Genomic DNA, 26,981 nt, shown 5'->3' with positions numbered 1-26,981 from the left:
CGCGACGCGATGCACGATCTCATCCAACAGCTACTGCTCGACAGCCCCTTCTATCAGGGGGCTGCCATCTTGTTGGTGGCCATCTTCATGGCGCTGCTGGCGCCGCTGCCCAGGGAATACCAGGCCTTCTACTGGTTTTCTCAGCTGGCGCGCAGCCTGTCGGCCAAGGTGGCGAGAGCTGATCGCTCCGCAAATCAGCAGCGAGTGGCGGGCAGCCTCTCTGTACTGCTCCTGGTGCTGCCCTTCTGGCTGATCCTGAGTTTCCTTTTGGAGCTGGCGGCCTTCCCCTGGTTCTTCGAGTGTCTGTTTCTCTATCTCTGCCTGTGCGACGAGCAGTTTCACAAGGTGGCGGAGGAGACGGGTCAGGCGCTAGCACGTCAGGACAAGCAGCGCGCCCGTCGCCTGCTGAGCCAGTGGGTCTATCGCGACACCCGCGAGCTCTCCGAGGTGGGCATGAGCAAGACGGTGATCGAGAAGTTGATGACCACTTCCATCTACGGCACGGTCGCCACCATACTCTTCTTCGCCGTCGGCGGCGCGCCGCTGGTGCTGGGCGCGCGAATGATTAAACAGCTGGAATACACCTGGCCGGCGCTCAACCCGCAATACCGCGAGTTTGGCCGACCCGTCTATCTGCTGAGCTCCCTGCTCTACTGGCTGCCGACCCAGGCCTGGAACTTCACCCTGGCTATCCAGGGCGGCCCCGGCGCCCTGATGCAGCTACTGAGGCCCACCAAGAGCCCGCTGCCGATAAACAATCATCTGGCCACCTGCGCCCTAGCGGCGAAAGTGCTCAACACTGAGCTTGGCGGCCCACAGAAGTTTGCCGGGCAGAGGGTCGATATCGCCCGTATCGGCACTGGCCCCAAGCCCACGCCCCATACCATCACGGCGGCACTCAGGCTGCTGCGTCTGAGCAAGGGGATCTGGGTGCTCTCCGTGCTGCTTATCCCCTGTCTGTGGGCCACACTGCGGCTGCTGGCGCACGCTTAATCGCCACTCTGGGGAGCGCTGCCTCTGCCCTGGCGTCTTTTGACTAGACAAGCCAAAAACCCTTGGTATTATTCCCCTCTGGCGGCAACATATTGACACAATAGGCATAACGACTTTGTTTGAGAATCTTCACATTTCCCTGACCACACCGGCGCTGCTGTTTCCGGCGATCTCATTGTTACTCCTGGCCTATACCAACCGCTTCTTCTCGCTGGCGGCACTGATCCGCAGCCTGAGCGCCGAGGGCAAACCTGTGCACTCTGGCCAGCTTAAAAACCTGCGCCGCCGCATCGTCATCATTCGCCGCATGCAGGAAGCGGGCGTCTCTAGCTTTGCCCTGTGCGTCCTGTGCATGATCTTCATCTATGTGGGCTTTAACAAGACCGGCTCGGTCATCTTCGGCTCCAGCCTGCTGCTCCTGCTCTACTCTCTGTTGCTGTCTGTGCTGGAGATCCGCATCTCGGTCGATGCCCTCAACTACCACCTGCAAGAGCTAGATCAATGAAGGAGTGGATCTACTTTTTCGACCTCTGCGGCACCGCGGTATTCGCCCTCTCTGGCGCCCTGGCGGCCGGGCGTCATCGCATGGATCCCTTTGGGGTGATAGTGCTTGCCTCGGTCACCGCCATCGGCGGCGGCAGCATACGTGACGCTCTGCTCGGCACCACGCCGGTGTTTTGGATCCGCGACCCCAACTACATCATAGTGATCCTGGCGACCGTGCTGCTGGCCCTGCTGTTTATTCGCAAGCCCAAGAAGGTGCCCCAGTACACCCTGCCGGTGGCCGACGCCTTCGGATTAGCCTTGTTTACCGTGATCGGGGCGGAAAAGGCGCTCAATCTTGGCCTCAGCGGCATGATTGCCGTAGTGATGGGCTTGATAACTGGCGTCGGAGGCGGCATTATTCGAGACATACTCTGTCGCCAGATCCCCATGATATTGCGCACCGAAATCTATGCGACCGCCTCGATATTCGGCGGGATAAGCTATACCTGTGCCATCACCTGGGGCTTGGCCGATAAGGTGGCCCTGGCCATCGCCATGATAAGTGCGCTCGTCATTCGCTTGGCGGCCATCAAGTGGCACCTGAGACTACCGGCGTTTGAATTAAAGAAAACATAAGATGATCAAGCAGTTTTTAGTTAGCATTCTGATGATTCTGCCCCTGGCTACCCAGGCGGCACCCGGCGATATGCCCGCCGAGCAGCAGATGGCGATCAAGTATATTCAAGCGCTGACGGATCATGACTACCGCACCCTGGCCTCCTTCTACAACCGCGACAGCGTGTTTAAGGATCGCACCGCCAGCAAGACCTACACGGGAAGACGCGACATCATAGAGTTTTTCGAGCGCGCCCACCGCGGCGTGCTGGAATACGACTTCAACATAGAACACATGTACAACTCGGGCTCACTGGTGGTGATGATAGGCAACTATCACTATCGCGGTCCCGGCAGCCTGTTTGGCAAGCCGGGCAAGGTGATCGAGCTGGCGATCCCCGGGGTGACCACGGTCAAACTGGATCTGGCCAACCACAGGGTGAAGGAGCATGAAGATCTGATGGACTATCAGACCATGCAGGATCAGCTCGCCACCCAGTAAGCAGGTCTAACCTAACGCTAGCCACTTTCAAGCTCTCTTAGTCCCAAGCTTTCCAACTTTCCAACAGGCATAAAATAGGCCTGCATTAAGCAGGCCTATTGAAATGATTCGACGGTAAATCTTTACACCAGGGTGATCTTGGCAAACTTGCGCTTACCCACCTGGAACACGCCCGTCATGCCGGCGTTAAGCACTAGACGACTGTCTTCAATCTTGTCGCCATCCAGCTTAGCCGCGCCCTGCTTGATCATACGCATCGCCTCAGAGGTCGAGCTGACCAGGCCTGCATCTTTAAGCACGTTGGCGATGCCGATACCGTCACCGGCGGCAATCTCGATCTCCTGGATATCATCTGGGATCGCGCCCTTCTGGAAGCGATTGATAAACTCCTGATGCGCCGCCTCGGCTGCCGCCTCGTCGTGGAAACGGGCGATGATCTCTTTCGCCAGAGCGATCTTCACATCTCTTGGGTTAGTGCCGTTGTCGACGTCGCTCTTAAGCTGAGCGATCTCTTCCAGTGGACGGAAAGAGAGCAGCTCGAAGTAGCGCCACATCAGGTCATCAGAGATAGACATGATCTTACCAAACATCTCACCAGCTGGCTCGCTGACGCCAATATAGTTGTTGGCCGACTTAGACATCTTCTTCACGCCGTCCAAACCTTCCAGCAGCGGCATCATGATCACCGCCTGTGGCTTCTGACCCGCGGCCTTTTGTAGCTCACGGCCCATCAGCAGGTTGAACTTCTGATCCGTGCCGCCAAGCTCGACGTCGGCTTCCAGCGCAACTGAGTCATAGCCCTGTAGCAGTGGGTACATAAATTCGTGGATGGCGATCGACTGACCCGAAGCATAGCGCTTCTTAAAGTCGTCACGTTCCATCATACGAGCAACTGTCTGCTGTGAGGCCAAGCGGATCATGCCCGCCGCGCCCAGCTCCTCTAACCAGCTCGAGTTAAACTCGATGCGGGTCTTGGCCGGATCCAGGATCTTGTAAACCTGTTCCTTGTAGGTTTCGGCGTTTGCCAGCACCTGCTCGCGTGTCAGCGGCGGACGCGTGCTGTTCTTACCACTCGGGTCACCCACCATGCCGGTGAAGTCGCCGATCAGGAAGATCACTTCGTGTCCCAGCTCCTGGAAGGCACGCATCTTATTGAGGATCACAGTATGGCCAAGATGAATATCCGGCGCGGTTGGGTCGGCCCCCAACTTGATGCGCAGAGGACGTCCCTCTTTTAATTTTTCCAGCAGATCCGATTCGAGCAAGATCTCGTCGGTACCACGTTTAATTTCTGCTAATGCTTGGTCTAAATTAGCCATCTTGGCAGCTACTCCTAAGAGCCGATAGGTAAATAATGGGGACTAATGTTACTTGTTAGCCAGCACAAATGAAAGAGTGTACACTAACAGGATCGGCTTAAGTGTTAGAAATTGGTATCGGAGTCAATGGGAAAGATCATCACACTCTTAAAACTATTACCCAGATTGCATCAAATCATATTGAGTGTCTTAGTGATGATCACCATAGGCGTGATATTTCTCCCCTCCGACGATGCCGAGGCCTCCCGTTCAACCAACACCTCGCTAACGGGTAAGATTCGCCTTGGCGAACAAGGTAGCGGCGCATCAGGCGAAAACGCTGCGAACGACACCAAGACAAACGGCTATGCCTATCCTGTGCCCCTCGCCTTTCGCACGCCCGAGCCCCCCAGCGCCGATGAGATCGCCCGCAATACCCAGGAGAGCGGCAGCTTAGACCTTAACGGCAATCTCGACCTTAATGGAAGCCTAGACCTAAATGAGAGCGCCCTGACCCAGGTCACCGACAACCCTGTCGTCGCCGAGCCTGAAGAGGAAAGGGAGAGCAGCGAGGAGTTTACCGTGCGTAGCGGCGACACCCTGGCCGCCCTGTTTAAACGCGCCGGACTCACGGCCCGTGACGTGTATGAGATCACTCAGCTCCCCAAGGCCAAGAAGAACCTTTTGAAGATCATGCCCGGCGAAGAGATCATTATCGTCAAGGACGATGCCGGTCAGCTCAAGCGGGTGGTCTATCATCTTGACCCCATCTCGACCCTGAAGATCTGCAAGGACGATAAGGGCTACAGCGAAGAGATCATCAAGAAGACGGTGGAGAACCGCACCAAGTTTGCCAGCGCCACCATCAGCAGCAACTTCTGGAACGCCGGCGTCGGCGCGGGCTTAACGCCCAACCAGATCATGCAGCTGGCCACCATCTTCGGCTGGGATATCGACTTTGCCCTGGATCTGCGCCAGGGTGATAACTTCGCCATCCTGTTTGAAGAGGAGTACGCCGACGGCGAGTTCCTGCGTAACGGCAATATCCTGGCCGCCGAGTTCTATAACCAGGGCGATCGCTACACGGCGGTGCGCTACAAGGACGGTAACTACTATTCCGACGAGGGCCGTAGTATGCGCAAGGCCTTCCTGCGCTCGCCGGTGGACTTCAAGTATGTCAGCTCCAGCTTCAACCCGCGCCGCCTGCACCCGGTCACGGGTCAGGTCAAGGCCCACCGCGGCGTAGACTATGTGGCCGCCGTCGGCACCCCCATCAAGGCCGCGGGTAAAGGACGGGTGATCAAATCCGGCTACAACCAATACAATGGTAACTATGTCTTCATCAAACATAATGAGACCTATACAACCAAGTATCTCCACCTCAAGAAACGTAAGGTCAAGCAGGGCCAGACGGTGAAACAGGGGCAGATCATCGGCACCCTGGGCTCGACCGGCCGCGTCACAGGTGCCCACCTGCATTACGAATTTATCGTTAACGGCGTGCACCGTAACCCGCGCACGGTCAAGCTGCCGCAATCTCTGCCCATAGACAGCAAGGAAAAATCCAGCTTCCTCGCCCTCAGTAAGCAATTGATGGCTAAACTTGAACAGAACAAGCAAGTGCAATTGGCCTCCCAGTGAGTCTCTCTTTTGGGTCAACAGACCCCAGGACACCTAGATGAGCAAACATTACTATATCGGCCTGATGTCGGGCACTAGCATGGATGGCGTCGACGCGGTATTGGTCGACTTCACCGACGATAAGATCACCTTGGTCGATACCCATACCGAGCCGCTGCCCAGCCATCTGCTGAGCGGCCTGCAACGCCTGTGTCAGTCGGGATCGGACGAGATCAACCGCATGGGCATACTGGACCGCAGCGTCGGCAAGCTGTTTGCCCAGGCGGTGGAGGGCCTGCTGACCAAGAGCGGCGTCGACAGACATCAGATCATGGCCATCGGCAGCCACGGCCAGACGGTGCGCCACATGCCCAACCTGGAGCTGGGTTTTACCCTGCAGATTGGCGACCCCAACACCATAGCCACCCTCACGGGCATAGATGTTATCGCCGACTTTCGCCGCAAAGATATCGCCCTGGGCGGTCAGGGCGCGCCTTTGGTGCCCGCCTTTCACCAGCAGCTGTTTGCGAGAGCCGGCCACCAGCGGATGATCCTTAACATAGGCGGCATCTCCAACATCACCTATCTGCCGGGGGATGCCAGCGCTGTAGTTGGTTTCGATAACGGTCCGGGCAATACCCTGATAGACACCTGGATAAAGCAGGTCCAGGGCGAGGCTTTTGACAGGGACGGCGCCTGGGCGGCCAGTGGCAAGACAGACGAGCAGCTGCTCAAGCAGATGCTGTCCCACTCCTATTTCTCCCTCAGCGCCCCCAAGAGCACGGGACGCGAGCTGTTTAACCAGGCCTGGCTGGAGCAGCAGACCGCAGATTTCGGCTATCTGCACGAGGCGGATATTCAGTCCACCCTGCTGGATCTCACCTGCCACAGCATAGCCAACGACTGCCTCAAGCTCACCGATAAGGCCGAGCTCTACGTCTGCGGTGGCGGCGCCTTTAACACAGAGCTGCTAGCACGTCTGGCGGCGCTGCTGCCCGGCTATCAGGTGCATACCACCGCCAGCCTAGGGGTCGATCCTCAGTGGGTAGAAGGCATCGCTTTCGCCTGGCTCGCCATGCGCCACAAGCTTGGGCTGCCGGGCAACCTGCCGGCCGTCACGGGCGCCAGCCGGGAAACCGTGCTCGGCGGCCTCTTCCCCGGCAACTGAGTAAGCCGTCTGAGTAAGGCAACTGATCACGACAACTAACACTATCCAAGGCGCTTTGCACCGCCCATCTCAGGGACAAAACTGTTAGCCTAGGGCGGCGCAGATTGCTATCATGGCGGCCAATCGGCCTAGCCACTAATTGATGAAAGAGACCGCAATGACCAAGAGTGCACAACAAGCCAGCCAGATGACCCCAGAGGCCCGTTACGACTACCTCGTCGAACAAGCCAAGGCCACCAAGACCCTATGGACCCTACAGGATGTCGATGGCTGCGTCATGCTGACCACAGAAGATGAAGACTGCATCCCAATGTGGCCATGTGAAGAATCCGCCAAGCAGTGGGCCGTCGACGACTGGGCCGACTGCATCCCACTGGCTATCCCGCTGGACGAGTGGCTGGAGCGTTGGGTACCAGGCATGCAGGACGATGACCTGTTTGTCGCCGTGTTCCCGGTACAGGACGATCTAGGCGTGGTGATCCCACCCTATGAGCTTGAACAGCGCCTGACGCCTAAGCCGCGTCACTAATCGGCCGCCATTAAGACTTTCGGTTCAGACAATGGAAGAGAACAAGGTGTCGATGCCAGAGATGACTGAGACAAACGGCCAGGCTGACAAGGCACAAGCCGCTGAACTCACAAAAGCCGCTAGCCAGCAACCGGTGAAGGATAAGCTGCCCAAGCGTCTGCTGGCCCTGCTGCTTCTGCTGACCCTGGCCTCCGTCAGCGGCCTGATGGCCAAGCAAGGCGTGCTGTTTTGCATGTTGACCCTGCTGATGGTGATTGCCGTGCTGGGCCGCCAGAAGGCCGGACTCTATATGCTAAGGGGTTACACCATCATACAGCTCGGCTTGGTGAGCCTGCTGCCGGTGATCTTATACGACCCTGACAACCTGGTGGCCGGTCCCTCGACCTTTCACCTGGGCGATTGGCAGGGCAAGCTGCCAGATTGGTTAGTGTTCACTGTGCTGATACTGCTGGCCGTGGTGCAGGTATGGATTGCCTTCACTCCTAAGGTAAAGGCCTACTGCCATATCAAGAACAGCATGAATATCATGAAATAAGCCGTGGCCAACCTAGCTAGAGTCATAAAGAACACAGATACAAAAAAGCCAGCATAGCTGGCTTTTTCTTTATGCGCTCAATGGCGTCATCACGGCTTTCGGTTTAAGAAATTAGGACTAAACCGAGAAGCTGGCACCACAACCACAGGTGGTGGTGGCGTTAGGATTCTTAACGAAGAAACGAGAGCCTTCCAGGCCCGAGGTGTAATCCACTTCACCGCCTACCAGATATTGTAGGCTCATTGGATCGACAACCAATTGAACCCCTTGTTTCTCAACGGTAAAGTCACCTTCGTTGACCTTCTCATCGAATGTAAAGCCATACTGAAAACCTGAACACCCGCCGCCGGTCACGTACACACGTAACTTAAGCGCGTCATTTTGCTCTTCCTCCAATAGGGTTTTTACCTTGGCCGCTGCCGCGTCGGTAAAACGAATTGGCATTGTATCTTCAGCTTGTTCAGTCATTACTACCTCTTACATCGGTTTGCTGAGCGGAATTATCCGATACCTGACTATTTTGTTCAAGTAATAGTCGTGGCTCTGTTGAAATCTGTGAACCTTCGCCCTCCTCGGCGGGGGCGTAGCCCTCCTCCCCATGGGGCTCCTCTACCGCGTTGGGCTCGCCGCCTGAGCGGGCGCCTACGTCAGTGTCACCCTCTGGCGTGGCCAGAAGCTCCTGGGCGCTGAAGCTCTGCTGCGCCTTTGCCCCCTTACTCCAGCGGCTGGCCGGCACTATGACCTCAGTCTCGACCCGAGACAGCTCGAAATCGCTCGGCAGGGTGATCTGCGCCTCGAGGGTCTGAAAATAGCGGAAGCTGAATGCAAACTTGGCATCGGTAAGCGATGAAAGTGGCAGGGTCACCATCTTGCCCTGCTGCACACCGACGAAGGCAAGCTTGGCCTGGCCCTTCAACGCCTGCTTACGCTTCTGCAGCTGAGTAAGCACTAACTTGACCTGATACTGATTGTTCAGCAGGCCCGGTGTCATCTCCAGTCCGTGGATGGCGACGCCATCGGCCTGATGCTCTGGCGCCATGATGCTGCGGTAGAAGGCCAGCTCTCTGTCGAGCGACTTCTGTTTCTGATGCTGCTCGAGAAACATCTTCTGCATGTTACTGTTGGCTTCGCGCTCCAGCGACAGCTCGAGGTTACGCGAGGCCAGCACCTCGGCCTGCTCCTTGAGCGCCTGGCGTAGCTCGGCCTCGCGGCCATTGGATTGGGTCGGTGTCACCGAATGATTGGCGGACCAGAGGTCCCAGGTCAACACGCCGAGTAAGAAGGCCACGATCACTAAACAAAACAGATAAACGCTCGAAGGTCTAATTTTTCGTTCGAGCACTTGCATGCGATCGACCCAGCGATGATAATTTGGCATTAAGTACTAGCCCCTTATGATAATTTCTTCATTCGTCCCGCGAAGCGTTACTAACGATTGATCCGGAAGGTTACTGTGCAGCTCAGAATAAACAGCGCCATACAGCAATGCCAGAAATACCTGAATACCGACCTCAAAGACAAATTGGCCCAGGCCAAGATCAGCGTGCAGCTTTGTGGCCTCGCCCTCGCCTTCGCCCTGGTGGCCTCTGGCGTGATCATATTGTTTCGACTTCTGCTGCTGTGGCTGAACCAGCTCACCCAGACCCAAGAGTGGCAGTTTACTGGCAACTTAGGTGACTGGCGAGTCCTATTGCCACTTTTGGGGGCGATCTTAATCTGGTTTGTGGCCGTTTTGGGATCCAAGCGCTATAAACGCATGGGGATCGCCTATGTGATGCAGCGGATGAAATTGCACTACGGTAAGATCCCTCTGCAGTCCGCGCCGGGACAGTTCTTTCAAGCGCTGTTTGCCCTGGCGACCAACTTCTCCGTAGGCCGTGAGGGCCCGGCCATTCATCTGGGTGCGGTAAGCGCCAGCGTGATGGCAGAGAAGTTTAAACTGCCCGACAACAGCGTGCGCATCATGTGCGCCAGTGGCATCGCCGCCGGGATTGCCGCCACCTTCAACGCCCCGCTGGCGGCGGTTATCTTCGTCTTCGAGGTGATCCTGCGGGAATACAAGGTGCATTACTTCTTCCCCATCATGCTCTCGGCCATCTGCGGCGCCCTCTCCAGCCAACTGGTGTTTGGCAATATCCATGAATATGACCAGATAGGGGTGAGCCATATTCCCCTGTCGCAATATCCCATACTGGCGCTATGCGGCGTCACCCTGGGTTGTATCGCCGCCCTGTTTAATCACACCCTGCTGAAAGTTACCGCCAAGGGGCAGCAGCATCCCCTGATCCTGCGTCTGCTCATCGCAGGGCTTATCACCACCATCATAGGTTTCTTCCTGCCACAGGCGCTGGGCAGCGGCGACCTGGCCATCAGCCACGCCATCAGCGAGCACCCCAGCCTGGCGCTGCTAGTCGGCTTGTTGCTGGGCAAAATCATCGCCACCATCGCCGCCATCGGCCTGGGAATACCCGGCGGCATCATAGGCCCGCTGTTTGGCATAGGCGCGCTAATTGGCGCCATCCTCGCCGTGGTCAGCGCCATGCTGTTTCCCACCATCACCCCCTATGTGGGCCTCTACACCATCATAGGCATGACGGCCATGATGGGGGTCTGCCTCAGCGCGCCCCTGGCGGCCCTGGTCGCCCTGCTGGAGCTGACCAACAACGCCGCCATCATCTTGCCGTCCATGTTCGTGACCATTCCAGCGTTCCTGATCGCTCATCAGGCGTTCAATACCAAGTCGCTGTTCTACAAACAGATAGAGCTGATGGGGCTGGACTATAAGGTCTCCTCAGTCAAACTCGGCCTACAGAAACAGGGCGTGCGCGCCGTGATGGACAAGCGCTTCGTTATCGTGAAAGACAACGACGAGCTGCTGTTGGAGGTGCTTAAGCGTGCCGAGGGGCGATCTGTATTGATGCAGAACAATCAGGGGCAGATGGAGATGTTGCAGATAGAGCTGCAGGTCACCGAGGAGATTAGTACCCTGACCCGTCACCCCATTGAGGGCTTAGTGGATACCGCCACCCTGAAGGAGGTCTACGACATTCTCTCCAAGGAGCGTCGCGGCGAGGTGTTTATCTATCAGGATAAGCGCGACAATGTGGTCGGGGTGATCAGCTGGGTGATGCTGCAAAAAGAGATCAACCAGGGGCAGATTTAACAGGCGCCAGCCTAACGCCAATGAACTTATTGGCGCCTGTATTTGGTGTTAACTTTTAGGGCCTCAGCTAAAAACAGACTGGGCTAGAGCCTACGCTTGAGCCGCTTCTCTATCTGGCGTTTCTCCCAGCTTGCCCCAAACAGGCTGAAGGGCTCGAATACTGAGATGGCGTGCAGCACCAGGCCGCCGCCCCATCCCAGCACCACCCACCAGACCCACATATAGCCCGGGCTTATCATCAGATTCAGCAGGTAGAGTAACGGCAAGACGATCGCCATAGTTACCAGGTTGCTGTAGAAGCCTTTCAGCTCTTTGACATATTCGATGGCCTAGCCGACTAATGCGAGACTTAAGCATGACTTAAACACGACATGCCTGCCGACTCAGACAAGAGAATAGCGCGACACGCGCATGACTCGCCTTTATTTCCAACGAATTAAACCATGACAATGCCATAGAGCTGAGACCAAGACACACTAAGTTGTTCGGCACACAGACCCGCTACTTTTCCCTACGACTCGTCCCTGTTACTCGTCTCTATATTCGGCGCCAATCTGGCTCACAGGATCTAGCCAAACAAAGCTTGTGCCAACACGCAAATTTGCCCGGCGGGTTATTCCACCGCCTCGCTATGTCTGGTATAGTGTCGCCTCAGCCACCCTACATAACTTAGGGCGAAATGACCATCTGCTTCGGCCATTTTGCCCCCCGAAATTGGAAATAAAGGCTGATGACTCAGTTTCAAGGTTCACACATCCTCTCGGTAAACCAACTCAATCTAGATGCCGTACAAGAGATCTTTAGCGTTGCATCGCGAATGACTCCCTATGCCCTCAGACGCAAACGTACCACGGTACTCGACGGCGCGATTCTGGGTAATCTGTTTTTCGAACCCAGCACCCGTACCCGGGTCAGCTTCGGCAGCGCCTTCAACCTGCTGGGCGGCAAGGTCAACGAAACCGTCGGCATAGGCACCTCATCCCTCTCTAAGGGTGAGTCTCTGTATGACACCGCCCGCGTGCTATCTAGCTACTCGGATGTGATCGCCATGCGTCATCCCGATGCCTATTCGGTACGTGAGTTTGCCGAGGGCAGCCGAGTACCTGTGATCAACGGTGGCGACGGCCCCAACGAGCACCCCACCCAGGCGCTGCTGGATCTGTTCACCATTCAGAAAGAGCTGGCCGCCGGTGGCCGCAGCATCAGCGGCATGCACATCGCCATGGTGGGCGATCTCAAGTTTGGCCGCACGGTACACTCACTGTCGCGCCTGCTGTGCATGTACAAGGATGTGAGCTTCACCCTGATCTCACCAAAAGAGCTGGCAATGCCAGACTATGTGATCGATGACATTGAAAATGCTGGGCATAAGATCACAATAACAGATCAACTTGAAGGCAATTTAGATCAGGCTGATATACTCTACCTGACGCGTATTCAAGAAGAGCGTTTTCCTTCACAGGAAGAGGCCAACAAGTATCGTGGTAAGTTCCGCTTAAACCACAATATTTACACACAGCATTGCAAATCGAATACAGTGATCATGCATCCGCTGCCCCGCGATTCGAGAGAGCAGGCCAACGAGCTGGACAATGACCTCAACAGTCATCCAAACTTGGCCATCTTCAGACAGGCAGACAACGGATTGCTTATCCGCATGGCGCTGTTTGCGTTGACATTAGGTGTTGATTCACAGCTTGAACAGCACGAATGTCCGGTAAATTGGTATTCACAAAAAGCCGATTTTTAATCTGGCAACGACTTTAAAGGATCTAGAATGACCCGTTCTGAAACCCTATTTGAGCAGGCTAAGAAAACTATCCCTGGTGGCGTTAACTCACCCGTGCGTGCCTTCAACGGCGTGGGTGGTTCACCACGTTTCATCGAGAAGGCTGACGGTGCCTACATCTATGATGCCGACGGCAAGGCCTATATCGACTATGTTGGCTCTTGGGGCCCGATGATCTTGGGTCATAATCATCCAAAGATCCGTCAAGCCGTACTGGACGCGGTAGAGAATGGCCTCTCTTTCGGCGCGCCAACCGAGCTTGAAGTGCGAATGGCCGAGAAGGTGATCGAGATGGTGCCTTCGATGGAGCAGGTTCGTATGGTGAGCTCAGGCACAGAGGCCACCATGAGCGCCATCCGTCTGGCACGCGGCTTTACCAATCGCGACAAGATCCTCAAGTTTGAAGGCTGCTACCATGGCCACGCCGACTGTCTGCTGGTAAAAGCAGGCTCTGGCGCCCTGACCCTAGGTCAGCCAAGCTCACCGGGTATCCCAGAAGATTTCGCCAAGCACACACTGACCGCAGTTTACAACGAGCTGGAATCTGTGAAAGCACTGTTTGAACAGTACCCAGAAGAGATCGCCTGTATCATCCTTGAGCCAGTTGCCGGCAACATGAACTGCATCCCGCCAATTCCAGGCTTCCTGGAAGGTCTGCGCGCCCTGTGTGACCAGTATGGTGCCCTGCTGATCATAGACGAGGTAATGACAGGTTTCCGCGTCTCTAAGAGCGGTGCACAAGGCCACTACGGCATTACGCCTGACCTGACCACACTGGGTAAGGTTATCGGCGGCGGTATGCCTGTAGGCGCCTTTGGTGGCCGTAAAGAGGTGATGCAGTTCATCGCCCCTACCGGTCCTGTGTATCAGGCAGGTACCCTGTCGGGCAACCCTATCGCCATGTCGGCGGGTCTAGCACAGATGGAAGAGCTGTGCGCCGAAGGTCTGTATGAAGAGCTGGCCGCCAAGACCAAGCGTATCGCCGAAGGCTTCAAGGCCGCAGCCAACAAGCATGGTATCCCGCTGAGCATCAACTATGTGGGCGGTATGTTCGGTTTCTTCTTTACCGAACTGGAGCAGGTCACCCGCTTCGATCAGGTCACCCAGTGTGATGCCGAAGCCTTCCGCACCTTCTACCACGGCATGCTGGACGAGGGCGTTTACCTGGCGCCTAGCGCCTATGAGGCAGGCTTCCTCTCTATGGCACATGGCGAGAAGGAACTGGAAGAGACTCTGGCCGCTGCCGATCGCGTCTTCGCCCGCATGGCTAAGTAATAGCTAGCGCCAGTCATTCGAACGCGCAATCGTAACGAAAAACAGAAAAGGACGCCCAGGCGTCCTTTTTTATTGCCCGGCTTTTACTCCTTGCCCAGGCCTTCGCTCACAGCCTAGGCCTTTGCTCCTTGCCTAAATCTTTGGCTCAATGCCTAAGCCTTAGTCTCAGTGCCTGTGCTCGCCCCACGCTTTTTCACCAAAATCGGCATGCCTCACATCTACCAATTTCGAGATGCTAAACATCGATTCGCCTGGCAGGACGCCAATCGTAAACAATTTATTCCAACTTGACAGCCGCAGCCAGTAGAGACTCTTGTATAAATGACAATATTCAGGGGAATACCCCAAATCTAGTAAAGCCGAAGGCGAGAATTCAGCAGCTTTCACCACAGATTTGAGGAATCAAAAAATATTCCGCTATTTCAAATGCCTTGGTGTGCGCAAGATCGCATTTTTCAGCGAAATTAGACTAAGGTAACACTTGCGTATTATCCCATCCTATGGTCAGATCGCCGCCTAACACAACAACCTTAACCAAACCTTGATGTAAATCATGCCGTCTCACCTCTGCCGGACGGGATTTACTATCAGCCGTAGGAACAAATGTATGCTCAACATTTTCCTGATCACACTTGCTGTGCTAGCGCTATTAAGCATTATTTTTGAAGAAGTTACCCACATTAATAAGGCTAAAACCACCCTCTTCTTCGGCTGTGTTGCCTGGATCACCCTGTTTGTTGCGGCGCGGGATCCCAGCCACCAGCACCTAGTGGCAGAGGAGCTGGACCACAACCTGTTGGAAATCGCCACCCTCTGGCTCTTCCTGATGTCCACCATGACCTTCGTGGCCTACCTGAACGCCAAGGGCATGATTCAGATCCTGGTGCAGAAGCTGTTCCCCCAGAAGGTTTCCGTGCGCATGCTGATGATACAGGTGGCGCTCTTCTCCCTGGTGCTATCGGCCATCTGTGATAACGTCACCGCGACCCTGGTTTCCTTGGGCCTGTTGACCACTTTCCAACTCGAAAGCCAGATGAAGCGTCGCATGTCGGTACTCATCATCTTCGCGGTGAACTCGGGCGGTGTGGCGCTGATCACAGGTGACGTGACGACCCTGATGATCTTCCTCGGCGGCCATGTCCATATCTCGCAGCTACTTATGCTATTTATCCCGGCGGCGGCCAGTGTGATGCTGCTGGCGGTGCTCTTCTCGCTTAAGGCGGAAGGCTATGTGAGCACCACTCCCATCAAGCGCCAATACAACAAGCTGGATGTGTTTATCGCCCTCATCTTCCTGATCACCATCATAATGACCATGGTGCTCAACATCTTCTTCGGTATTCCACCTGTGCTGACCTTCCTGTCGGGTCTGTCGGTGATGTTCCTGATGGGCACGCTGCAGCGCAGCAACAAGGAGGAGCTACAGATCCTCGAATATATCCGTCAGGTAGAGTTCGAAACCCTGCTCTTCTTCCTGGGGATCTTGCTGCTCGTGGGCATGCTAAAAGAGATTGGCACCCTGCATCTGTTGACAGATGTCTATGCCAAGTTTGACCCTAACATCTCTAACTTCGTGACGGGTATCGGCTCGGCCATTCTGGATAACGTACCGCTCACCGCGGCGCTATTGAAGGCCGAACCTGTGCTTAACACCCCAGAGTGGCTGGGCCTCACCTACTCTGTAGGCGTGGGCGGCTCTCTGCTGGTAATTGGTAGTGCGGCGGGTATCATCGCCATGAGTAAGGTGAAAGAGCTCACCTTCGTCACCTACCTCAAGTACGTGCCTGCACTGGCCCTGTGTTATACCTGTGGTTACGGTCTGACCCTGCTACTGGCCTACGAGTTCTTTGGCTAGGCATTCTTTGTCTAGACACTCTTTATCTAGGCACTGAGACTAAACAAGACTCAAACGAAAAAGGCGATGAATGATTCATCGCCTTTTTTCTTACTGATTTAGCATCTGCAGACTTAGGCTAAGCAGCTACTCAAATTGCGCTTAGATAGCGGGCACCTTAAACTCGGTACCGGCCACCTCTAACACCACATCCCTCGGGCGTATCTCGACTATCTTCAACTTGCCACCAATCATGTCACCCTGTTGCAGTTCGGCGCCATCCACATTCAGCCAGCGGTTCTTAGGATCGTTGGCATAGACATGGGCCAAAATATTAAACTCGGGCACCTGCAACTGAATGCCAGCAGGTAGCTGGCCATACTTGGGCAGCTCGTCGGGCTGAGCCGCTGGAATAGGGTCCAGCTTAGGCTGGGTCACCGGGGTGGCGACGGCGTTCTCCTTCTCCACCTCCTTGAGCGCCGCCTCGAAGGCAGCGACCAGCTTGCTGGTATCCTTCACCACTGGGCGCTGCTGGGCTTCCGGCTCTGCTTGTTGCTCACTTGCTTGGTCGAAAGCCTCTGCTAAGTCTTGATTTGCGCGCTGCTCCTCGGCATAGACAGCGTCCAGGCCGACATCGGCCGCCGCCTCATCCACCTGCGCCTTGAGAGAGCTGAGCAGCTCGCGCCCACGCTGATTGGCGTTGGCACCTAAGATGATCGGCTCCTCGGCGCCCTGGTTGTTCGCAAAGCTCTGGTTATTCAAATTGCTAGTATTCGCAAGGCTAGTGTTTACACCGCTTTGCGCGGCCTGCTGACGCCTTGGCTGAGTGGTAGATGCCGTCAAGGGTTCACTCGTCCGGGCTTGAGCGCTGGGGCGCTCCACCGGCAATGGCAGGGCAACCTTACCCGCCAGCTTAATGCCTGTCTGAGGATTCTGATCCAGAGTCGGCTGAGCAGCCGACTGTTCAGCCACTCGCTGTTGCTGGGACTGTTGCTGGGGCAGGGCTTGTGTCTGCATCGCAGTGGTTTGTTGGCTAGATATGCTAGATACTGATGCGGCCTGCTTTTGCGCGCCTAGCTCTCCCTGCCCACTGAGCACCCAGGCGAGGGCGATGGCTCCGCCAAGGCCTGTGCCCAACAAGCCTAATTTGACGACCAGAAGCCACTTGGGCTGCATCGCTTCATACTGGGCCCTTGGGGTGATCACAGGGTCTAGCTGTTGATCTTGCTGTTTCGCGCGGGTCACCGCATCGAGAAGGATAGACATCAGTAGCGTCCCTCGCCTTGCACTCTTCCCTGCAATCCCGCTTGCTGCTCCTGCAATCTCGGGCCCTTATCGCTGAGGTAGAGATTGAGCTGTACTAAGGTCTGGCTACCGGCGATGGCATCGGCGCGCAGGCCATGCTGACGCTGGAAATCCATCAGGGATTGCTCCAGCTCGGCATCGAAATAGTTCACCAGACGGGCGGGCTTGTTCTGGATCTGCGCAAGGGCATTTTCCAGCCACTGGATCTGCGCCGGCGCCGAGCCTCGACCTATCTCCTTAGGCTGATAGCTTGGTGCCTGCCACAAGAGCTCGAAGGTGCCGGCAAAGTGGCGGGTAAACCAGTCTCTGTCGACCCACAGCTGCTGCTCAGCCAGCTGCAGCAACAACTGCTCGCCCTGGCGGGACACGACGGTACCGTAGAAGGGCTCGCCGCGCTCATCCTGTAGATAGACCACGGCGGGATAGTTAAGGCGTACCAAAGAGTGCCAGTTACCCTGCTGCTGGAAGCAATCCAGCCCCTGCTGCTTGGCCGACTGACAGGCGGTCAGGCCAACGTAGGGCGCCTTGTCCCACAACCCGAGTATGGCGGCGTAGGCGGTATCTATGCTGCGGCTCTGATTGATCGCCTGACGCAATATGCGCTGATCGGCGCTCAGGCTGGCATGGCTCTCTTCAACTTGGCGGCTTGCCAGATTGGTTTGAGCTTGTGGCTGAGTTTGTTGCTGGACGGCTTGCGAATGGTTCTGATTAGCCTGCTGTGCACCGGTGGCACTCGGCTCATTGGCCAGCGTTGTGCCGGCCTGGGCCATATTTGCCTGAGCTGTGTTTGCCTGAGCTATGCCGCCCTGCCCCTGCAGGTTAAAGAAGTAGAAGGCGCCCGCAAAGGTCGCCAGGATAAGCGTTGCGGCCGTCGCCGGCCACAGCAGTTTTCGCTGTTTGATCTCCTCGCCCAAGACTTCGCTGGCGGCGGTTCTCACCATATTGGCGTCGATAGGCACCTTAGACTGGGCATAACCTGCCATCAGAGCACGTTCACACAAGAGGTTAATCAGACGCGGAATACCGCCACTGTATTGGTGGAGCGTCTTGATGGCGCTGCGGTGAAACAGCGGCTCATGACGCCCGGCCACCTGTAGCCTGTGCTGCACATAGAGGGCAATCTCCTGCTGGGTCAATGGCAGCAGGTGATAACGCGCCGTGATGCGCTGGGCCAGCTGCCTGAGCTCCTGACGCTTGAGTAGCTGTTGTAGCTCCGGCTGACCGATGAGGATCACCTGCAGCAGCTTCTTGGTATCTGTCTCCAGGTTGGTCAGCAGCCTGAGCTGCTCCAACACCTCGGCCCGAAGATGCTGCGCCTCGTCGATGATCAGGACGGTATTGCGCCCCTTCTCATGGTTGGCCAGCAAAAACTGACTCAGCTTATCGGTGAGCTGTTTCAGGGTGGGCGACTCGCCATAATGCACCCCCAGCTCGTCACACAGGGTGGCCAGCAACTCAAGCTCGGTCAGCGAGGGATTAAGGATAAAGGCGGTATCGGTATTTTCAGGCAGTTGGTTGAGCAGGCAGCGCGACACTGTGGTCTTTCCCGTGCCCACCTCGCCGGTTAACAAAACAAAACCACCGGTTTCACCCAATCCATAGGTTAAATGAGCCAACGCCTCACGATGCCTGTCACTCAGGAACAGATAATGAGGATTGGGTGCGATCGAAAACGGGTTATCGCTAAGTCCGTAAAACGCCTTGTACATGCCGTCTCAGTCCCAAAATAATAATGACGGTTCAAATTAATCCCTAGGGGAGACGTTGTCAAAAATTCCCCCCAAATAATTGCGCCAAAGCAGCGCCTCAAGCCTGCTATCTAAGCCGCGAAAGGGTGCGGCCCGACGACTTGCCATGATAAGCTTAGGCCAATACAAAGATTTCCCTTGGTGAGACGTGAAGATCTATTTAGTTGGCGGCGCCGTCCGCGACCAGTTACTCAATATTCCCATTAAAGATCGTGACTACATGGTGGTGGGTGCGACAGTGCAAGAGATGCTCGACAAAGGCTATCGCCAGGTGGGTAAAGACTTCCCCGTATTTCTCCACCCCAAGACCCAGCAGGAGTATGCCCTGGCGCGCACCGAGCGTAAGACAGGCGTCGGCTATGGCGGCTTTAGCGTCTACGCGGCGCCGGATGTCACCCTGGAAGAAGATTTGCTGAGGCGGGATCTCACCATCAACGCCATCGCCCAGGATGAAACGGGGCAAGTCTTCGATCCCTATGGCGGCCAGGCCGATATCGAGCAGCGCCTGCTCAGGCATGTGTCGGACGCCTTCGTCGAAGATCCGCTACGAGTGCTCAGGGTCGCCCGTTTCGCCGCCCGTTTTCAACCGCTGGGCTTTAAGGTCGCCCCAGAGACCATGGCGCTGATGCAACGCATCGCTGCAAGCGGTGAGCTCGAGGCGCTAACGCCAGAGCGGGTATTTCAGGAGCTGGATAAGGCGCTAACCACAGAGGCGCCCCAGGTGTTCTTCGAAGTGCTCAGAGAAGCTGGCGGCCTGGCGATACTCTTTCCTGAGATAGAAGCCCTGTTTGGCATCCCACAGCCAGAGCAGTGGCACCCAGAGATAGATACCGGCATACACACCCTCATGGTGCTTGAGCAAGCCGCCAGACTCAGCCAGGACAAGCAAGTGCGCTTCGCCGCCCTGGTGCACGACCTTGGCAAGGCGCTGTCGCCTAAGGAGCATCTGCCGAAACATCACGGCCATGGCCAAAAAGGCCTGCCGCTCATTCGTGCCCTGTGCGAGCGGTTTCGCGTCCCCAACGACTACCGGGATCTGGCCCTCTTGGTGAGTGACCAGCATCAGAACATCCATAATGCCTTGGAGCTACGAGCCGAGACCATGGTCAAGCTGTTCGACAAGGCCGATCTCTGGCGTAAGCCCGAGCGACTGCCGCAACTCCTGCTGGCCTGCGAAGCCGACAGCAAGGGGCGCACAGGCCTGGAGGAGCGTCCATACCCCCAAGGGGCCTATGTGCAGCACTGTTTTGAGCTGGCGCGCGGGGTCGAGATAAAACCTATCATAGAGGCGGGATTCAAAGGCGCCGATATCAAGGCGGAATTACACAAGCAAAGGGTCGAGGTCATCGAGCAGTACAAGCGAAAAACCGCCGTAAATGCAAAGCCATAGCTAATCCAAGGTTAAGTTTTAGTGATCATTAGCCAAAATTTGAGCAAAAACCCTCGACAAGCTTGATTTTGCACAATCATAAGATATTGTATTACGACCTTAGGGTGAAAATTCATAGCAAAATAAAATGGCTATGACATAATTAACCAGTTGCAGTTGTACTTTTCGGCTGCTCCAACTCAATCCAACTTATTTAAAGGGATTTCCCAATGAACAAAAAAGTACTGATGATTGCTGGCGTAGCAATGACTGCCCTTCTTGGTGGTTGCGCAAACACTACTGCTCTAGAAGAAAGCGTTGCTAACCTAGGCAACAAAGTTGATCAATTATCAGCTGAAGTTAGCTCTCTGAAGTCTGAGCAAGGTGCTCTTGCTGCTGACGTTAAAGATGCAAAAGCTGCTGCGATGGACGCACAAGCTGAAGCTAAGCGTGCTAACGACCGCATCGACAACATCGCTTCTTCTTACAAGAAGTAATGTGTCTGTATCGGCAACACATCTGTGTTGCCGATATGTTTTCCCCCACTGCGTTAACTTTCAAGTCTCTCCTAAGCTCGTTATTCCCCACTCTTCATCTGAAATTTCTCTGACTCAGCTCATCCTCTAAGCTGCACCGACTGTATCTTAGTTTTCGTTTTAGCCTGTAGCACCGCCTATTCGCGACACTCACTCCAGACCTCCACTAAAAAACGCCCACAAAAAAGGCGCCCTATGGACGCCTTAGATATAGTCACCAGTCACTCAAACCTAAGCTTCTAAAATCTAGGGAGTGATCTCTAAATCCTGAGCCGCCGTTAGCGGTGGATGTGAGATCACCATAGGGATGCCGTTCTGGGTCAGCAGGGCATCGTTTGCCTTGGTGTTATCGACGCTCTCCTGGCTAATAAATTTCACCACCTTGCTGCTCAGGCTGATCACCTTCTCACGGGGCTGATCTTCCGTCTTAGACAGGGGCGAATGCACCTCGATGATCTGACGGCCATCAGGCTCGGTAGCAATCTTTACCGTTTGATTGATCACCCGCACGCTGTCGCCATATTTAGCCTGGTGAAACAACCACTCGATATCATCTGGGTTTAGCCTGATACAACCTGCGCTGACGCGCATGCCGATACCAAAATCCTTGTTGGTGCCGTGGATCAGGTAGCTGCCATCGCCATAGGAGAGCTGCATGGCGTATTTACCCAGGGGGTTATCCGGGCCAGCGGGCACCACGGGCGGCAATACCTCGCCACGCTCACGCAGATGCTCGGCGCGCAAACTCGCCGGCGGCGTCCAGCTCGGGTTAGGGATACGCGCCTTGATCTTGGTGGTCATCTCCGGGGTTTCACGACCGATGCGGCCAATGCCCACAGGAAAGACATGCACCTCGCGGCCATTCTTAGGAAAATAGTAGAGACGCAGCTCCGGCAGGTTGATCACTATGCCCTTGCGCGGCACGTCCGGCAGCAACATTTGAGTGGGGATCACCAACTGGGTGCCCGGAGTCGGCAGGAAAGGATCCACCCCAGGATTGGTTTCCATCAACTCCAAGATACCGATATTGTATTTATCGGCGATGGTTTTGAAGTAGTCGCCCTTCTCGACCACATGGGTCTGCAGCTCGCCGATGAGGCGGCCGCCATTGGCCGGCAGGGAATAGACATTAGCAAGTAACTGCAGTGGTGCGAGACTCAAGATGAGCAACAGCAATTTACGCATCATCAAAACGGTTTTCCAAAAATCGAGTTAAAGGTTTGGCTCAAAGGGTAACCCGAGCCGCCGGGATTTTCTAGTGGTGAACAAATGTACTTTCACCTAAGCATCTTTCGTCGCTAGGGTGAGGTAAAGATCTATCTCCAACGCCGCAAAATCCTGCAGGGCGATCTGCCGCTTTATCTTATCGTTGGCCCGCCAGGCAAAGGGGGTCATCTCAAGCAACGTCAGCGCCTGCTCGCCGCTGAGCGCCAGGGAATAAGTAATGCGCTCGCTCGCCACCAGGGTGACACCTTTAGGCTGCTGCGGCTCACCGCCTTTCTCGGCTAAGTTAGGATAGATAAACTCTCTAATCTGCCACAGGTGACGTGGTCCTGGCGATAACCAGATAAAGGTGCCGCCAGACTTAAGCACCCGCAGGGGCTCCTTGCCTTTGAGCGGCTTATCGAACAGGCTCACCAGATCGAAGCTGGCATCAGCGAAAGGCAGAACCTTGAGCTGGCTCTGAACCAGATTGGCCTCAGGCTGGGCCTTCGCCGCCACAAACAGGGCATTCTCCGCCTCGGCAACGCCTGTCTGCTCATAGGTTTGGCCAAGCGCGTTAAACACGCCTGCCAGCGCCCGCAGGTAATAGCCCTCGCCGCTGTCGACATCCAGATGCGAAAGTGTGGCATCCCTCGGCAAAGACTGACTAAGCTGACGCTGAATGGCCTCAACCACGGGGGCGAAGATACCAGACTCCAACAGGAAGTGTTTGGCGCGCATTAACTGGCGCGAATCGATATGAGGCTTCTTGGGCTGACTGAACACCCAGTAACCCTGCGGCCCCTTATCGAAATGGTGCTTGTTGGCGCAGTGCAGCCCCTGGCTGCCTTGATGCACCATCAGCGGCGCTTGGCAGAGGGGACACAAATAATGACTATTCATAGGGCTCTCTTAATAACTTAACTTCGCGGCCATCAGGCAAAAATCACTACACATAGGATAGCCCCTAAGGCGAGACGATAGATAACGAAAGGCGTCATCCCCATGCGGCTGATGATCTTCAGGAAGTAATGGATACAGAGATAGGCGGCCACAAATGACAGCGCCGTACCCAAGACCAGCGCCTGATAATCGATCGCCTCCTGACTGGAGAGCAGATCTTTCACCACTAATATAGCCGCGCCCAGGCTGACGGGCACAGACATGAGAAACGAGAAGCGCGCCGCCGCCTCACGGCTTAGGCCCAGTGCTAAGGCCGCGGTAATGGTCGCGCCTGAGCGTGAGGTACCTGGGATAAGCGCCATCGCCTGGGCGAAGCCGATCAGCAGCGCCTTCTTCCAGCCCACCTGAAACTCGCTAAAACCTTCTCGGTTTAACTTATCGGCCCACCACAGCAGCAAGCCGAAGACGATAGTCGTTGTCGCGATCACCTCGATGTTTCTCAGGTGAGTCGAGATGAAGTCTTTGGCGGTAAAGCCAAAGATCACCGCAGGAATGGTTGCCAGAATGATCCACCAGGCCAGCTTACTCTCCTGGGTCTGCTGACGCGTCACCAGGCTGCCGGTCCAGGCGGTAAACATGGAGAAGAGCTCACGGCGAAAATAGATCACCACGGCCAATAAGGATCCGGTATTCACCGCCACGTCGAAGGTTAGCCCCTGATCCTGCCAACCAAGCAGCTGGGCGGGTAAGATGAGGTGGGCAGAGCTAGAGATAGGTAAAAACTCAGTCAGGCCTTGGATAAGGGCCAAGACTATTACCTGAAAAATATCCATGATTATCCTTTACGATTTGGGTCGGCTAATGAAATTAATAAGACCATTGAAATTCGACAGGCCACAGCTTCTGCTGCGACTTATCATAATTGTCCCATAGGGTCTGATAAGAAAGCTGCGCCACGGGATGGACCCGCTCGGGGGCGATCTCCGCCAGCGGCCAGAGCACGAAGGCATTGGTGGTGATCTCGGCGCGCGGCAGCACTATGGGCGTCTCGGTCACCAAGTCGTCATAGAGCAACAGGTCGAGATCTAGGGTGCGAGGGCTAAACTTCTTCGCCCCCGGCAGCCGGCCATTATCCGACTCTATCTGCTTAAACAGCGCCACCACCTCGGCAATACCAAGCTGGGTATCGGCGGCTACCACCATGTTGAGAAAATTGCTGCCATCGAAACCGACCGCCTCGCTCTCAAATACGCTGGAGAGGCATAGGTTATCGAAATGGCTGTTTAAGGCCTTGAGGGCGGCGTTAAAGTAGCCCTCAGGGTGAATATTACTGCCAATGCTAATGAAGATGCGTGCCATAAGGTTACAGATGACCTCGCTCTATCTCGACACCCACGGCCTGCGCGCTGGGCACGGCGCCGGGCTTCATCACCCTCACCTTCACCCAAGGCACGTCAAACTCATCCATCACACAGTCGGCGCAGATCTGCGCCACCGTCTCAATGAGTTCTATCGGCTTCTCGGTGATCAGGGCCGTGAGCCGGTTAGAGACGGTCTCGTAACACAGGGCATGTTGGTAGTCGTCGTTGGCGGCCGCCAGACTATTGTCCCAGGCCATCTCGAGGTCGATCAGCAGATTTTGATGGATCTGCTTTTCCCACTCGTAAATACCGATCACGGTTTCGACTTTAAGCTGTGAAATAAGTACCTTGTCCATGATGCCTCCCGATAGGCAAAAATTTAGGTAATAGAAGAGGTCTAATAAGCTACAAGGACCAATATGGTTATAATGCCCCGGATCACACAGATATCTGTGATTTCCCCTTTCGTACAGCCGAAAACCCAAGTAGGATAAGCGACTGTAATGACAACGAATCAGGGATAAGAAAACGGATGCCAAATCGCCCGTTATCATTACATGGCCAATCAACCAGTGCGTAAAATACTAGGTTTAATCAGCCGCCTCAATAACTAGGGCGGGATAATACCTTAAGAAGGATAAGGAAACCAATTTGAGCTTAACGCTGCTGACTCTAGCGATGATATTGACCGCCTACCTGGCAGGCTCGATATCCAGTGCCGTGCTAGTTTGTCGACTCAGAGGATTACCCGATCCTCGTAGCCAAGGCTCAGGCAATCCAGGCGCAACCAATGTGCTGCGTATCGGTGGCGCCAGCGCCGCCGCCATGGTGTTGCTGTTCGATATGCTCAAGGGCGCGGTGCCCGCCTATGTCGCCTTCCGTTTCGGCGTCGACGCCGTCTCCCTCGGGGTGATCGCCATCGCCGCCTGTCTGGGCCATATCTTCCCCATCTTCTTTAAGTTTAAGGGCGGAAAAGGTGTCGCGACTGCCTTCGGCGCCATGGCGCCCATAGGTGCCGATCTGTCGCTGGCACTGATCGCCACCTGGGTCATAGTGGTATTGATCTGCCGCTACTCCTCACTGGCCGCCATAGTCACCGCCCTGCTGGCCCCAGCCTATACCTGGTATTTCGACGAGCGCTTTACCGTGCCCGTGGCCATGCTCTCCTTGCTGATCATCATACGCCACAAGGAAAACATTCATCGCCTGCTCAAGGGCGAAGAGTCTAAGGTATCGCGTAAGAAGCGCACCGACGGCAACTAAGCCTTATCCCAATTAACCCGCACAATAGCTAACCCGCACAATAGTTAACCCGTACAATAGTTAACCCGCATAGCTCAGCAGCTGAGCTAAGCCTGTCGTTTAAGCAAAATCATAGGTTCACCGAATACAAAAAAGCCCTACTTAAGAAGGGCTTTTGTCGCAACGATAAGGAGCGAGTTGATTAGACCGGCGGTAGCGAGTCCAGCGGCCAGCGGGGCATTCCCTTAACGGAAAGCGGCTCTAGCTGGTCGGCCTTGAGTCGCTGCATACCGGCATAGGCGATCATGGCGCCGTTATCGGTACAAAACTCGCCTCTCGGGTAGTAGACCCTACCACCGAGTCCCTGCATCATCTCCGCCAGGCTCTCGCGCAGACGGCTGTTGGCGCTCACGCCACCGGCGATCACCAGACGGTTATAGCCAGTCTGTTTCAGGGCGCGTTTACACTTGATGGCCAGGGTGTCGACCACGGCTTCTTCGAAGGCGCGGGCGATATTGGCGCGGGTCTGCTCATCATCGGGCTCATCGGCGATGGTATTGGCGGCAAAGGTCTTAAGACCAGAGAAGCTAAAGTCCAGCCCTGGACGGTCTGTCATCGGGCGCGGAAAACGGTAGCAGTTAGGCTCGCCCTGGGCAGCCAGCTTGGCGAGTCTGGGTCCACCTGGATAATCCAGCCCCATCAGCTTAGCCGTCTTATCGAAGGCTTCACCGGCGGCGTCATCTACAGATTCACCCAGCACCTGATAGCGACCTATCCCCTCGACCGCCACCATCATAGAGTGACCTCCTGAGACCAGCAGCGCCAGGAAAGGAAACTCGGGCACATCCTCTTCCAGCATAGGCGCCAGCAGATGGCCTTCCATATGATGCACGCCTACCGCGGGTTTGCCCCAGGCAAAGGCCAGCGAGCGGCCCACACAGGCCCCCACTAACAGCGCCCCAACCAAACCAGGCCCCTTGGTGTAGGCGATGGCATCGATATCATCCTGAGTGCAGTTAGCCTCTTTCAGGGCTTGCCTTATCAGCGGGATGATCTTGCGCACATGGTCGCGCGATGCGAGCTCAGGCACTACCCCGCCGTAATCGGCGTGTAGTTTAACTTGACTGTAAAGCGCATGAGATAACAGGCCTTTTTCGTCATCATAGACGGCGATACCTGTCTCATCACAAGATGTCTCTATACCTAAAACTCGCATTTTTCCTCGTCACGCTAAATAAAGTGGCGGCCAATTTTACCTGCTTGCCCGCGGAAATACCAATGGATTGCACACTCACCTTATGCCGCCCAAAGATCCTGGCCGGGCCCAGAGTTGATGGGGGATGCACTAAGGGCCCTCAACTGGTCGGTCATGATGTCGGCCACGATTTAGACACAAGGAAATGCTAAACTTAAGGATGTTGCCCCGAAAAAGGATCCCAAAAGGATCGCCATAAGGGGGTTTACAAAAGGTCGCCAGTCGGTATAGAATTCCGCACCATTTTTAAAT

27 protein-coding genes are annotated in these 26,981 nt (G+C 55.5%); 15 read left to right on the top strand and 12 right to left on the bottom strand.

Features of this window, described 5'->3' with window-relative positions; translation table 11 throughout:
• The first annotated feature begins 9 nt into the window (after positions 1-9).
• The 4 genes from AYI87_RS08005 (at position 10) to AYI87_RS07990 (ending at position 2,596) form a co-directional block, all read left to right on the top strand.
• Positions 10-993, top strand: a complete 984-nt coding sequence (locus tag AYI87_RS08005) for a cobalamin biosynthesis protein (protein ID WP_144201068.1) — start codon at positions 10-12, stop codon at positions 991-993.
• A gap of 115 nt (positions 994-1,108) precedes the next feature.
• Entirely contained in the window at positions 1,109-1,498 is a 390-nt protein-coding gene (locus tag AYI87_RS08000) for a DUF2721 domain-containing protein (RefSeq protein ID WP_011864829.1), read from the top strand.
• Positions 1,495-2,115, top strand: coding sequence for a trimeric intracellular cation channel family protein (locus tag AYI87_RS07995; RefSeq protein WP_011864828.1), 621 nt, complete (start codon positions 1,495-1,497; stop codon positions 2,113-2,115). Before AYI87_RS08000 ends, AYI87_RS07995 begins: the two co-directional genes overlap by 4 nt.
• Position 2,116: 1 nt before the next feature.
• On the top strand, positions 2,117-2,596 hold the full coding sequence (locus AYI87_RS07990) for a nuclear transport factor 2 family protein (RefSeq protein ID WP_144201066.1): 480 nt from the start codon (positions 2,117-2,119) through the stop codon (positions 2,594-2,596).
• Positions 2,597-2,718: 122 nt separating this feature from the next.
• Here the strand turns inward: AYI87_RS07990 and tyrS are convergent, their stop codons facing one another.
• On the bottom strand, positions 2,719-3,915 hold the full coding sequence (tyrS, locus tag AYI87_RS07985) for a tyrosine--tRNA ligase (RefSeq protein ID WP_011864826.1): 1,197 nt from the start codon (positions 3,913-3,915) through the stop codon (positions 2,719-2,721).
• Between the two features lie 126 nt (positions 3,916-4,041).
• Between tyrS and AYI87_RS07980 the strand changes: the two genes are divergently transcribed.
• The 4 genes from AYI87_RS07980 to AYI87_RS07965 all read left to right on the top strand — a co-directional run bounded on the left by AYI87_RS07980 (position 4,042) and on the right by AYI87_RS07965 (position 7,746).
• Entirely contained in the window at positions 4,042-5,535 is a 1,494-nt protein-coding gene (locus tag AYI87_RS07980; RefSeq protein ID WP_144201064.1) for a peptidoglycan DD-metalloendopeptidase family protein, read from the top strand.
• Between the two features lie 37 nt (positions 5,536-5,572).
• On the top strand, positions 5,573-6,682 hold the full coding sequence (locus AYI87_RS07975) for an anhydro-N-acetylmuramic acid kinase (RefSeq protein WP_144201062.1): 1,110 nt from the start codon (positions 5,573-5,575) through the stop codon (positions 6,680-6,682).
• A gap of 157 nt (positions 6,683-6,839) precedes the next feature.
• Positions 6,840-7,211, top strand: a complete 372-nt coding sequence (locus AYI87_RS07970; RefSeq protein WP_398351021.1) for a DUF2750 domain-containing protein — start codon at positions 6,840-6,842, stop codon at positions 7,209-7,211.
• A 61-nt stretch (positions 7,212-7,272) separates the two neighbouring features.
• On the top strand, positions 7,273-7,746 hold the full coding sequence (locus AYI87_RS07965) for a hypothetical protein (protein ID WP_144201250.1): 474 nt from the start codon (positions 7,273-7,275) through the stop codon (positions 7,744-7,746).
• A gap of 117 nt (positions 7,747-7,863) precedes the next feature.
• Here the strand turns inward: AYI87_RS07965 and erpA are convergent, their stop codons facing one another.
• Together erpA and AYI87_RS07955 are read right to left on the bottom strand one after the other, a co-directional pair.
• Positions 7,864-8,214, bottom strand: coding sequence for an iron-sulfur cluster insertion protein ErpA (gene erpA / locus AYI87_RS07960; RefSeq protein ID WP_011864821.1), 351 nt, complete (start codon positions 8,212-8,214; stop codon positions 7,864-7,866).
• Positions 8,207-9,124 (bottom strand): DUF6776 family protein, encoded by a 918-nt coding sequence (locus AYI87_RS07955; protein WP_144201060.1) that lies wholly within the window; start codon positions 9,122-9,124, stop codon positions 8,207-8,209. Before AYI87_RS07955 ends, erpA begins: the two co-directional genes overlap by 8 nt.
• Positions 9,125-9,199: 75 nt before the next feature.
• Between AYI87_RS07955 and AYI87_RS07950 the strand changes: the two genes are divergently transcribed.
• The gene (locus AYI87_RS07950) at positions 9,200-10,909 is read left to right on the top strand and encodes a chloride channel protein (RefSeq protein ID WP_186300587.1); all 1,710 of its coding nucleotides are present in this window, start codon (positions 9,200-9,202) and stop codon (positions 10,907-10,909) included.
• 83 nt (positions 10,910-10,992) lie between these two features.
• Here the strand turns inward: AYI87_RS07950 and AYI87_RS07945 are convergent, their stop codons facing one another.
• Positions 10,993-11,235, bottom strand: coding sequence for a 2TM domain-containing protein (locus AYI87_RS07945; RefSeq protein WP_313955031.1), 243 nt, complete (start codon positions 11,233-11,235; stop codon positions 10,993-10,995).
• Positions 11,236-11,639: 404 nt separating this feature from the next.
• Between AYI87_RS07945 and AYI87_RS07940 the strand changes: the two genes are divergently transcribed.
• From AYI87_RS07940 to nhaD, 3 genes are all read left to right on the top strand, one after another.
• A complete protein-coding gene (locus AYI87_RS07940) occupies positions 11,640-12,659 on the top strand; it encodes an aspartate carbamoyltransferase (RefSeq protein WP_011864817.1) in 1,020 nt (339 codons plus the stop codon).
• Between the two features lie 27 nt (positions 12,660-12,686).
• A complete protein-coding gene (gene hemL, locus AYI87_RS07935) occupies positions 12,687-13,973 on the top strand; it encodes a glutamate-1-semialdehyde 2,1-aminomutase (RefSeq protein ID WP_144201058.1) in 1,287 nt (428 codons plus the stop codon).
• A gap of 607 nt (positions 13,974-14,580) precedes the next feature.
• Positions 14,581-15,828: a sodium:proton antiporter NhaD gene (gene nhaD, locus AYI87_RS07930; RefSeq protein WP_144201056.1), complete on the top strand. Its 1,248-nt coding sequence runs from the start codon at positions 14,581-14,583 to the stop codon at positions 15,826-15,828.
• A 141-nt stretch (positions 15,829-15,969) separates the two neighbouring features.
• On the opposite strand, the gene AYI87_RS07925 is transcribed toward nhaD, so the two are convergent.
• Positions 15,970-17,073 carry a general secretion pathway protein GspB gene (locus AYI87_RS07925; RefSeq protein ID WP_144201055.1) on the bottom strand — a complete coding sequence of 368 codons (1,104 nt, stop codon included), beginning with the start codon at positions 17,071-17,073 and terminating at the stop codon, positions 15,970-15,972.
• Positions 17,073-18,821, bottom strand: coding sequence for an ExeA family protein (locus tag AYI87_RS07920; protein WP_144201053.1), 1,749 nt, complete (start codon positions 18,819-18,821; stop codon positions 17,073-17,075). The genes AYI87_RS07925 and AYI87_RS07920 overlap by 1 nt, the downstream gene beginning before the upstream one ends.
• Before the next feature lie 187 nt (positions 18,822-19,008).
• On the opposite strand from AYI87_RS07920, the gene AYI87_RS07915 reads away from it, so the two are divergent.
• Positions 19,009-20,250, top strand: a complete 1,242-nt coding sequence (locus AYI87_RS07915) for a multifunctional CCA addition/repair protein (RefSeq protein WP_144201051.1) — start codon at positions 19,009-19,011, stop codon at positions 20,248-20,250.
• Positions 20,251-20,459: 209 nt separating this feature from the next.
• Positions 20,460-20,726 carry an Lpp/OprI family alanine-zipper lipoprotein gene (locus tag AYI87_RS07910; RefSeq protein WP_011864811.1) on the top strand — a complete coding sequence of 89 codons (267 nt, stop codon included), beginning with the start codon at positions 20,460-20,462 and terminating at the stop codon, positions 20,724-20,726.
• Positions 20,727-21,011: 285 nt separating this feature from the next.
• Here the strand turns inward: AYI87_RS07910 and AYI87_RS07905 are convergent, their stop codons facing one another.
• The 5 genes from AYI87_RS07905 to folB form a co-directional block, all read right to left on the bottom strand.
• Positions 21,012-21,953 carry a L,D-transpeptidase family protein gene (locus tag AYI87_RS07905; protein WP_011864810.1) on the bottom strand — a complete coding sequence of 314 codons (942 nt, stop codon included), beginning with the start codon at positions 21,951-21,953 and terminating at the stop codon, positions 21,012-21,014.
• Between the two features lie 93 nt (positions 21,954-22,046).
• Entirely contained in the window at positions 22,047-22,871 is an 825-nt protein-coding gene (locus tag AYI87_RS07900; RefSeq protein ID WP_144201049.1) for a putative RNA methyltransferase, read from the bottom strand.
• A 32-nt stretch (positions 22,872-22,903) separates the two neighbouring features.
• Positions 22,904-23,704, bottom strand: coding sequence for an undecaprenyl-diphosphate phosphatase (locus AYI87_RS07895; protein WP_144201047.1), 801 nt, complete (start codon positions 23,702-23,704; stop codon positions 22,904-22,906).
• Between the two features lie 34 nt (positions 23,705-23,738).
• Positions 23,739-24,230: a 2-amino-4-hydroxy-6-hydroxymethyldihydropteridine diphosphokinase gene (folK, locus tag AYI87_RS07890; protein ID WP_144201045.1), complete on the bottom strand. Its 492-nt coding sequence runs from the start codon at positions 24,228-24,230 to the stop codon at positions 23,739-23,741.
• Positions 24,231-24,234: 4 nt separating this feature from the next.
• On the bottom strand, positions 24,235-24,588 hold the full coding sequence (gene folB / locus AYI87_RS07885) for a dihydroneopterin aldolase (RefSeq protein ID WP_011864806.1): 354 nt from the start codon (positions 24,586-24,588) through the stop codon (positions 24,235-24,237).
• Between the two features lie 295 nt (positions 24,589-24,883).
• Between folB and plsY the strand changes: the two genes are divergently transcribed.
• Positions 24,884-25,495 (top strand): glycerol-3-phosphate 1-O-acyltransferase PlsY, encoded by a 612-nt coding sequence (plsY, locus tag AYI87_RS07880; protein ID WP_144201043.1) that lies wholly within the window; start codon positions 24,884-24,886, stop codon positions 25,493-25,495.
• A gap of 181 nt (positions 25,496-25,676) precedes the next feature.
• On the opposite strand, the gene tsaD is transcribed toward plsY, so the two are convergent.
• Positions 25,677-26,690, bottom strand: coding sequence for a tRNA (adenosine(37)-N6)-threonylcarbamoyltransferase complex transferase subunit TsaD (gene tsaD, locus AYI87_RS07875; RefSeq protein WP_144201041.1), 1,014 nt, complete (start codon positions 26,688-26,690; stop codon positions 25,677-25,679).
• Positions 26,691-26,981 lie beyond the last annotated feature (291 nt).

The organism is Shewanella sp. KCT, from assembly GCF_007636505.1.
Taxonomy (GTDB): Bacteria; Pseudomonadota; Gammaproteobacteria; order Enterobacterales; family Shewanellaceae; genus Shewanella; species Shewanella halotolerans.
The sequence above is the reverse complement of the archived record's forward strand: the minus strand, read 5'-3'. Positions and strand labels throughout refer to the sequence as shown.

Bases quoted from the DNA above. Each gene is read 5' to 3' on its own strand.
- nhaD (WP_144201056.1), top strand. From the start codon at position 14,581: ATGCTCAACATTTTCCTGATCACACTTGCTGTGCTAGCGCTATTAAGC.
- AYI87_RS07895 (WP_144201047.1), bottom strand. From the start codon at position 23,704: ATGGATATTTTTCAGGTAATAGTCTTGGCCCTTATCCAAGGCCTGACT.
- AYI87_RS07970 (WP_398351021.1), top strand. From the start codon at position 6,840: ATGACCAAGAGTGCACAACAAGCCAGCCAGATGACCCCAGAGGCCCGT.
- AYI87_RS07920 (WP_144201053.1), bottom strand. From the start codon at position 18,821: ATGTACAAGGCGTTTTACGGACTTAGCGATAACCCGTTTTCGATCGCA.
- AYI87_RS07900 (WP_144201049.1), bottom strand. From the start codon at position 22,871: ATGAATAGTCATTATTTGTGTCCCCTCTGCCAAGCGCCGCTGATGGTG.
- AYI87_RS07925 (WP_144201055.1), bottom strand. From the start codon at position 17,073: ATGTCTATCCTTCTCGATGCGGTGACCCGCGCGAAACAGCAAGATCAA.
- tyrS (WP_011864826.1), bottom strand. From the start codon at position 3,915: ATGGCTAATTTAGACCAAGCATTAGCAGAAATTAAACGTGGTACCGAC.
- AYI87_RS07990 (WP_144201066.1), top strand. From the start codon at position 2,117: ATGATCAAGCAGTTTTTAGTTAGCATTCTGATGATTCTGCCCCTGGCT.
- AYI87_RS07995 (WP_011864828.1), top strand. From the start codon at position 1,495: ATGAAGGAGTGGATCTACTTTTTCGACCTCTGCGGCACCGCGGTATTC.
- hemL (WP_144201058.1), top strand. From the start codon at position 12,687: ATGACCCGTTCTGAAACCCTATTTGAGCAGGCTAAGAAAACTATCCCT.
- AYI87_RS07955 (WP_144201060.1), bottom strand. From the start codon at position 9,124: ATGCCAAATTATCATCGCTGGGTCGATCGCATGCAAGTGCTCGAACGA.
- AYI87_RS07905 (WP_011864810.1), bottom strand. From the start codon at position 21,953: ATGATGCGTAAATTGCTGTTGCTCATCTTGAGTCTCGCACCACTGCAG.
- AYI87_RS07940 (WP_011864817.1), top strand. From the start codon at position 11,640: ATGACTCAGTTTCAAGGTTCACACATCCTCTCGGTAAACCAACTCAAT.
- AYI87_RS07910 (WP_011864811.1), top strand. From the start codon at position 20,460: ATGAACAAAAAAGTACTGATGATTGCTGGCGTAGCAATGACTGCCCTT.
- AYI87_RS07980 (WP_144201064.1), top strand. From the start codon at position 4,042: ATGGGAAAGATCATCACACTCTTAAAACTATTACCCAGATTGCATCAA.
- tsaD (WP_144201041.1), bottom strand. From the start codon at position 26,690: ATGCGAGTTTTAGGTATAGAGACATCTTGTGATGAGACAGGTATCGCC.
- AYI87_RS08005 (WP_144201068.1), top strand. From the start codon at position 10: ATGCACGATCTCATCCAACAGCTACTGCTCGACAGCCCCTTCTATCAG.
- AYI87_RS07975 (WP_144201062.1), top strand. From the start codon at position 5,573: ATGAGCAAACATTACTATATCGGCCTGATGTCGGGCACTAGCATGGAT.
- AYI87_RS07965 (WP_144201250.1), top strand. From the start codon at position 7,273: ATGACTGAGACAAACGGCCAGGCTGACAAGGCACAAGCCGCTGAACTC.
- folB (WP_011864806.1), bottom strand. From the start codon at position 24,588: ATGGACAAGGTACTTATTTCACAGCTTAAAGTCGAAACCGTGATCGGT.
- folK (WP_144201045.1), bottom strand. From the start codon at position 24,230: ATGGCACGCATCTTCATTAGCATTGGCAGTAATATTCACCCTGAGGGC.
- erpA (WP_011864821.1), bottom strand. From the start codon at position 8,214: ATGACTGAACAAGCTGAAGATACAATGCCAATTCGTTTTACCGACGCG.